Origin of the sequence: uncultured Roseovarius sp., assembly GCF_913054395.1 — a bacterium.
Classification (GTDB): domain Bacteria; phylum Pseudomonadota; class Alphaproteobacteria; order Rhodobacterales; family Rhodobacteraceae; genus Roseovarius.
Genome location: NZ_CAJXIP010000036.1, coordinates 21816 through 28077, shown reverse-complemented (window position 1 = coordinate 28077; position 6262 = coordinate 21816). Strand labels below are relative to the sequence as shown.

The following is a 6262-nucleotide window of genomic DNA, read 5'->3' as shown; positions in this document are numbered from 1 at the left end:
AGTCAGGCACCTGATCCGATCATGCAATTCGCCCGCGCAGGTCACATCCTGCGCGGGTTTTCCCAATGCAGGCAGGGGTGGGTATGTCACAAACCGTTTTCGAGCCCTGGAATGATCCGACCGCGAAACCGCTGATTCAGTTCAAGAACGTCACCAAGCGTTTCGGCGATTTTACCGCGATCGACAATCAAACCTTCGACATCTACGAAAAAGAATTCTTTGCCCTGCTGGGGCCGTCCGGCTGCGGCAAGACCACGATGATGCGGATGCTGGCCGGGTTTGAGACCCCGACAGAAGGCACGATCCTTTTGGCCGGCCAGGACATCGCGCCGATCCCGCCCAACAAACGGGCGGTGAACATGATGTTTCAATCCTATGCGTTGTTCCCGCATCTGTCGGTCTGGGAAAACATCGCTTTCGGCCTGAAGCGTGACGGTAAATCGAAAGATGAGATCGCCGCGCGCGTGGCCGAGATGCTCAAACTCACACGGCTTGAAAAGTTTGCGAAACGCAAACCTCACCAGATTTCCGGCGGCCAGCGGCAGCGTGTCGCCCTTGCCCGCAGCCTTGCCAAGGCGCCCAAGCTTTTGCTTTTGGACGAGCCGCTTGGCGCGCTCGATGCCAAGCTTCGCCAGGACACCCAGTTCGAGTTGATGGATATTCAGGAAACCACCGGCACCACCTTTGTGATCGTCACCCACGATCAGGAAGAGGCGATGACCGTCGCCAGCCGCGTGGCCGTGATGGATGACGGCAAGATTGTTCAGGCCGATACCCCGCCGCGCATCTACGAGATGCCCAATTCGGTCTATGTGGCGGATTTCATCGGCGAGGTCACAATCATAAGCGGGACCGCGCGGCACGGCGATGGCGCCTATGAGATAAGCTTTGCCGAGGGACAGCCGACACTGTTTGCCGAATCGGACGCCGACTTTGCCAATGGACAGGAATGCCACTTGGCGATCCGGCCTGAAAAAGTCTCTATTACGGCCGAAAAGCCCGATGATCGACGCAATGCACTTGAGGGAAAAATTCTTGATATCGCCTATCTTGGCAACCTCTCGACCTATCATGTCGAATTGCCCAACGGGCAGATCATCAAGGCACAGACCGCCAACACGCGGCGCCTGTCACGGCGCAGCTTTACCTGGGAAGATCGGGTTTGGCTGTCCTGGACAGATACCGCCGGTATCTTGTTGAAAGGGTGACGTGATGCGCCGGTTTGCCCTTATCGCCCTGCCCTATGCCTGGTTGCTGGCGCTGTTTCTGGTGCCGTTCATCATCGTCCTCAAGATAAGCCTGAGCGATATCGCACTGGCGATTCCGCCCTATACCCCGACGCTTGATTTTTCCGAGGGCTGGGCCGGGATCAAAGCATTTTTCGGCGCGCTGGATTTCGAAAACTTTACGTTCCTGACCACGGACGATCTGTACTGGAAGGCCTATATTTCCTCTCTCCAGATCGCCTTTTTCGCCACCGCACTGACGCTTTTGGTGGGCTATCCGATCGCCTATGGCATGGCCAATGCGCCTGATCACTGGCGGCCCACCTTGATGATGCTGGTGATCCTCCCATTCTGGACCAGCTTTCTGATCCGGGTCTATTCCTGGATGGGCATCCTGTCGACCGAAGGTTATCTGAACCAGTTTCTGCTGGGTTTGGGGCTGATTTCCGAACCTCTGACCATTCTGAACACGCCAACAGCCGTCTATATCGGCATTGTCTATACCTATCTGCCCTTCATGATCCTGCCGATTTACTCGGCGCTGGAACGGATGGACGGGTCACTTCTTGAGGCCGCAGAAGATCTTGGGTGTTCGCGCCTCAAGGCGTTCTGGCTTATCACCGTGCCGCTGTCGAAAACCGGTATTATCGCCGGTTGTTTTCTGGTGTTCATCCCCACAATAGGCGAATTCGTGATCCCGTCGCTCCTGGGCGGATCAAGAACGCTGATGATCGGCAAGGTCCTTTGGGAAGAGTTCTTTAACAACCGCGACTGGCCGGTGGCCAGCGCCGTGGCGGTGGTGTTGCTGCTGATCCTGATCGTCCCGATTGTCCTGTTTCAACGCAACGAGCAAAAACAGCGGGAGGCAGAAGGATGAGACGCCTGACATGGTTCAACGCCACCTCGCTTACGCTTGGGTTTGCGTTCCTTTACCTGCCGATGATCATCCTGATCACCTATAGCTTCAACTCGTCCAAGCTTGTGACGGTCTGGGCCGGGTTTTCGACCAAATGGTATGGCGAGCTATTACAGAACGAGGCGTTTCTCGATGCCGCATGGGTGACCGTTCGGGTCGCCGTGGCCAGCTCTACCATCGCAACCGTGCTTGGGGCCATGGCGGCGCTGGTTCTCGTGCGCGCAGGACGGTTTCCGGGGCGCACCCTGTTTTCCGGCATGGTCTATGCGCCGCTGGTCATGCCAGAGGTAATCACCGGCCTGTCGCTCTTGCTATTGTTCATCGGTATCGGCATTGATCGCGGGATCTTCACCATCATTCTGGCGCATACGACGTTTTCGATGTGCTTTGTCTCGGTCGTCGTGTCGTCTCGCCTAGTGACATTCGATGAGTCGCTGGAAGAGGCCGCTCTTGATCTTGGGTGTTCGTCATTTCAGGCGTTTCGCCTTGTGACCCTGCCGATCATCGCGCCTGCGGTAGTGTCCGGCTGGCTCCTGGCCTTTACCCTGTCGCTGGATGACCTTGTAATCGCAAGCTTTACCGCCGGACCTTCGGCCACGACCCTGCCAATCAAGATCTGGAGCGCGGTGCGCCTTGGGGTTTCGCCCGAGATCAACGCCCTGTCGACCATCATGATCGCGATTGTCGCCGTCGGGGTGATCACCGCATCGCTGATCACCAAGCGGGCCAGCCTGCGCCAGCAGGCAGATGAACGCGCCGCGATCCACGCATGAGCCGAATCTATCCCGCTCATACCTACGGAACCGGCCCACGGTCCCGGTGCTTTTGGTCGGAAACAGTGCCTGCTCCCGATTTCCCCCAGGCGGCGGACAAGATCACTTGCGACGTGGCCATCATCGGCGCGGGATTTACCGGGCTGTCGGCCGCATTGCACCTTGCGAAGGCGGGCGAGGACGTCTGCGTGTTAGAGGCCGAAACCCCCGGTTGGGGCGCGTCGGGGCGCAATGGCGGGTTCTGTTGCCTTGGCGGATCGGCCGCCTCTGACACAATGCTGCGCAAGCTTTACGGCGAAGACGCCCGCCGCGAATACCGCCAGAGCGAGGCCGAAGCGGCCCGGTTCACCCGCTCCCTGATCAAGGAACATGGCATTGCCGCAGACGTTCACTCTGACGGTGAAACGCTCATGGCTCATACAAAGAGAGCCGCAGATAGCTTTGCCGCCCGCGCCAAGGGCATCGAGGCGGATTATGGCGTGAAGCCGACGCTTATTGCAGGCTCTGATCTTGCCCAAAATGGCATGAATGGCCCATTTCACGCCGCGCTGACGACGCCGATTGGTGTGGCGCTGAACCCGCTTAAATACGCGCTTGGGCTGGCGCATGCGGCGACGGATGCAGGGGCGCGAATCCATGCCCATTCTCCGGTGACACGGATCGGGCAGCACGGCGATTTTCACCTGAGCACACCACAGGCGAGGGTCATCGCAAAGCGCCTGATCGTGGCGACCAACGGCTATTCCTCGGATGACCTTCCCGGCTGGATGCGGTCGCGCTATTTGCCGACGCAATCAAACGTGATTGTGACCCGCCCGCTTGACGATGACGAGATTGCCGCACAGGGCTGGTCAAGTCATCAGATGTGCTATGACGACCGGTTTTTTCTTCACTATTTTCGCCTGATGCCCAACAAGCAGATGCTTTTCGGCATGCGCGGCGGGCTGTTCAGTTCGCCCCGGTTCGACCGGCGCATGCACCGGACCATTCGGCGGCACTTCGAAACCATGTTTCCGGCCTGGCGCGACGTGGAAAGCCCCCATAGCTGGAATGGCTTGTTGAGCCTTGCGCCCGATCTTACGCCCTATGCCGGGCCAATTGCGGATATGCCGGGTGCCTTCACCGCGCTGTCCTTTCACGGCAACGGGGTGGCCATGGGAAGCTATGCCGGGGCTCTGCTGGCGGATCTGGTAGGCGGTAAAACACCCGATTACCTCTATTCCAAAATCATGCAGGCCCCACCGCGTCGCTGGCCGCTTGGCCGGTTGCGTCGCGCCATGCTTTGGCCGCCCTATGCGCTTGCCACAGTAATGGGCGATTAGACCCTATTCCGGCGTTCTCGCCGCGCGGGCCTTGTTGCGCCTGATGCCGAGCTGGCGTTCACGCCAGATAATGAGAAAGCCCGCCATAATAACCAGTGACGCGCCCAAAAGCATCGTGCCGGTCGGCACCTCGTCAAAGATAAAATAGCCGATCGAAAGCGCGAACAGGATCGAGGCATAGTCAAACGGCGCCACAACACTCGCATCGGCAAAACGATAAGAGGAGGTCAGGAAGATTTGCCCCAGGCCGCCCAGGAGACCAGCCATCACCAAAAGGCCGAATTCGGGGCCAGAGGGCAAAACCCAGCCGAACGGGATAGTCAGCATCGACAGCGCGGTCGAGGTGATCGAAAAATAGAATACGATGGCGCTGGTTTCTTCGGTCTGAACAAGCTTGCGCACATAAATCTGCGCCAGCGCCGCACAGATCGCGCCCGTCAGCACGACCATCGCCCCCACCGCCTGTGCGGTTTCGACGGTTGGCCCACTCAGCGCGCTCAGACGCGGCGCAAGGACAATGAGAACACCGACAAGGCCAAGGGCAACCGCCCCGATCCGATAAACACCGACCTGTTCATTCAGGAACATGGCGGCAAAGATCACCACCAGAAGCGGCGCCGCATAGCTGATCGCGGTCACCTCGGGAAGCGGCAATAGGCCGAGACCTGCAAAGCTCATTCCCATGGCGGCGGTGCCGACGAAACCGCGCCAGAAATGGCCAATCGGCGAGGCGACCTTAAGCCCGGTGCGCAAATCGCCACGCCATGCCAGCCAGACCAAAATAACCGGCAACGCACAGGCCGAGCGAAAGAACACCGCCTCGCCCGGCGGCACATGGCCCGAAGCCGCCTTGATAAGCGCGGACATGGTAATGAACAGGATCACCGAAACAAGCTTGAGCGCGATGCCGGTCAGGGGCCGCATAAATTGGTTTCCTTCGCGCCTGTGAACAGGTCAAATCAGGGCCTGTCCCGGCCTGATCCTGCCTATGCCGGATTGTCCGCCGTGTTTTTTGGAAGCACCCAATCGGCCCGCGGGAAATGACAGGTATAGCCCTGCGGGAACCGTTTCAGGTAATCCTGATGCTCTGGCTCTGCTTCCCAGAAATCGCTCGCGGGTTCAACCTCTGTCACGACCTTACCGGGCCACAGGCCACTGGCCTCGACATCGGCGATGGTGCGAAGGGCCTCGGCTTTTTGGGCATCATCGACGTAATAGATCGCCGAACGATAGCTAAGCCCAAGATCGTTGCCCTGCCGGTTCGCGGTGGTCGGGTCATGGATCTGAAAGAAATACTCGAGCAGCCGCCGATAGGTGATCTTCGCCGGATCGAAGATGATCTCGATCCCTTCGGCATGGGTGCCGTGGTTGCGATAGGTGGCATTGGGCACATCGCCGCCGGTATAGCCGACACGCGTTGAAATCACGCCCGGAAGATTGCGAATCAGATCCTGCATTCCCCAGAAACAGCCCCCCGCCAGAACAGCACGTTCGCTCATGTCACATCCTCCACTTGATCAAGATAATCGCCATAGCCCTCGGCCTTCATGTCGTCGCGATGCACAAACCGGAGGCTGGCGGAATTGATGCAATAGCGCAAGCCGCCTTTGTCACGCGGCCCGTCAGGAAAGACATGGCCAAGGTGGCTATCGCCATGCTGGCTTCGCACTTCGGTCCTGATCATCCCAAGGGTGAAATCGTTTATCTCGGCCACATTCGCCGGTTCGATCGGCTTGGTGAAACTCGGCCAGCCACAGCCCGATTCGTATTTGTCCGAACTGGCAAACAGCGGTTCGCCACTGACGATATCCACGTAAATGCCCGGCTCTTTGTTATCAAGGTATTTGCCCGTTCCGGGGCGCTCGGTGCCATTTTTTTGCGTAACGCGGAACTCTTCGGCGCTAAGGGCTGCAATGGCATTCGGGTCTTTGGTATAGTTGGTCAAAGTCGTTCTCCTAACCCGCGTGATCCTTTTATCAGATGGGGCGCGGACCTGAAATTCAAATGAATATTACACCGCTTTGT

Annotated in this window: 7 protein-coding genes; 4 read left to right on the top strand and 3 right to left on the bottom strand. The window is 58.4% G+C overall.

The window, feature by feature from the left end:
• Window positions 1-83: 83 nt before the first annotated feature.
• From QZ522_RS07310 to QZ522_RS07295, 4 genes are read left to right on the top strand one after another with little or no spacing between them, the layout of a single operon-like run.
• Window positions 84-1208 (top strand): ABC transporter ATP-binding protein, encoded by a 1125-nt coding sequence (locus tag QZ522_RS07310; RefSeq protein ID WP_294609161.1) that lies wholly within the window; start codon window positions 84-86, stop codon window positions 1206-1208.
• Window positions 1209-1212: 4 nt separating this feature from the next.
• Entirely contained in the window at window positions 1213-2103 is an 891-nt protein-coding gene (locus QZ522_RS07305) for an ABC transporter permease subunit (RefSeq protein ID WP_294609158.1), read from the top strand.
• Window positions 2100-2915: an ABC transporter permease gene (locus QZ522_RS07300; RefSeq protein ID WP_294609156.1), complete on the top strand. Its 816-nt coding sequence runs from the start codon at window positions 2100-2102 to the stop codon at window positions 2913-2915. Before QZ522_RS07305 ends, QZ522_RS07300 begins: the two co-directional genes overlap by 4 nt.
• Window positions 2912-4237, top strand: a complete 1326-nt coding sequence (locus QZ522_RS07295) for an FAD-binding oxidoreductase (protein ID WP_294609154.1) — start codon at window positions 2912-2914, stop codon at window positions 4235-4237. The genes QZ522_RS07300 and QZ522_RS07295 overlap by 4 nt, the downstream gene beginning before the upstream one ends.
• Window positions 4238-4240: 3 nt before the next feature.
• Here the strand turns inward: QZ522_RS07295 and QZ522_RS07290 are convergent, their stop codons facing one another.
• The 3 genes from QZ522_RS07290 to msrB form a co-directional block, all read right to left on the bottom strand.
• Window positions 4241-5161, bottom strand: coding sequence for a DMT family transporter (locus QZ522_RS07290; RefSeq protein WP_294609150.1), 921 nt, complete (start codon window positions 5159-5161; stop codon window positions 4241-4243).
• Between the two features lie 62 nt (window positions 5162-5223).
• A complete protein-coding gene (gene msrA / locus QZ522_RS07285; protein WP_294609148.1) occupies window positions 5224-5736 on the bottom strand; it encodes a peptide-methionine (S)-S-oxide reductase MsrA in 513 nt (170 codons plus the stop codon).
• Window positions 5733-6182, bottom strand: coding sequence for a peptide-methionine (R)-S-oxide reductase MsrB (gene msrB, locus QZ522_RS07280; RefSeq protein WP_294609146.1), 450 nt, complete (start codon window positions 6180-6182; stop codon window positions 5733-5735). Before msrB ends, msrA begins: the two co-directional genes overlap by 4 nt.
• Between the last annotated feature and the right edge of the window lie 80 nt (window positions 6183-6262).

What these genes read in the sequence shown, in the direction of transcription:
- QZ522_RS07310 (WP_294609161.1), top strand. Translation starts at nt 84, where the DNA reads ATGTCACAAACCGTTTTCGAGCCCTGGAATGATCCGACCGCGAAACCG.
- QZ522_RS07305 (WP_294609158.1), top strand. Translation starts at nt 1,213, where the DNA reads ATGCGCCGGTTTGCCCTTATCGCCCTGCCCTATGCCTGGTTGCTGGCG.
- QZ522_RS07300 (WP_294609156.1), top strand. Translation starts at nt 2,100, where the DNA reads ATGAGACGCCTGACATGGTTCAACGCCACCTCGCTTACGCTTGGGTTT.
- QZ522_RS07295 (WP_294609154.1), top strand. Translation starts at nt 2,912, where the DNA reads ATGAGCCGAATCTATCCCGCTCATACCTACGGAACCGGCCCACGGTCC.
- QZ522_RS07290 (WP_294609150.1), bottom strand. Translation starts at nt 5,161, where the DNA reads ATGCGGCCCCTGACCGGCATCGCGCTCAAGCTTGTTTCGGTGATCCTG.
- msrA (WP_294609148.1), bottom strand. Translation starts at nt 5,736, where the DNA reads ATGAGCGAACGTGCTGTTCTGGCGGGGGGCTGTTTCTGGGGAATGCAG.